This is a genomic window from Paraburkholderia sp. J41 (assembly GCF_905220235.1).
GTDB lineage: Bacteria > Pseudomonadota > Gammaproteobacteria > Burkholderiales > Burkholderiaceae > Paraburkholderia.
Genome location: NZ_CAJMZE010000097.1, coordinates 1 through 565 on the forward strand (window position 1 = coordinate 1; position 565 = coordinate 565).

1 pseudogene is annotated in these 565 nt (G+C 66.5%); it reads right to left on the reverse strand.

Features of this window, described 5'->3' with window-relative positions:
* A pseudogene (locus U5805_RS31575) lies at positions 1–565 on the reverse strand (adhesin); the annotation flags it as partial.

Consider the following 565-nt stretch of genomic DNA (forward strand, 5'->3'; position numbering starts at 1 on the left):
CGCCGACGAGTCGTACAGCACCGCGTTGGCCATCTGGCCGTTGAGGTTCGTGATCTGGCTGTTGATGTTCGAAACGTTGCCTTGCAGCGTCGTCACATTGCCTTGCAGCGTCGTGACTTGCCCGTTGAGCGTGCTGATGCTGTTCGTGTTGGCCGTCACCTGCGTGTTGGTCGCGTAGAGCTGCGAGCCGTTCACCGCATCCGTGCTGGTAGACGTCACCTGGCCTGCTGCCACGTTCGTGATCTGACGCGCGTTGCCCGACGAACCCACGCTCACCACGCCAACCGGCGTGCCGCCCGCATACGTGTACGTCGTGCCGCCAATCGTGCCGCTCGCCGTCGTCACACCGGTCGTGTTAGCCACCGAGCCTTGGCCCAGTGCCACCGAGTTGGCCGTCGTAGCCTGGGCGCCTGCGCCGATCGCCGTCGCGTTCGTCGCGTTCGCAACCGAATTGCCACCCAGCGCCAGCGCACTGCTTGCCTGCGCCTTCGAGCCGTAGCCCAGCGCCGTGGCAGCCGTGGCGCCGCTGTTGCCGCCCGCGGCCACAGCGTTCGTGCCGACTGTC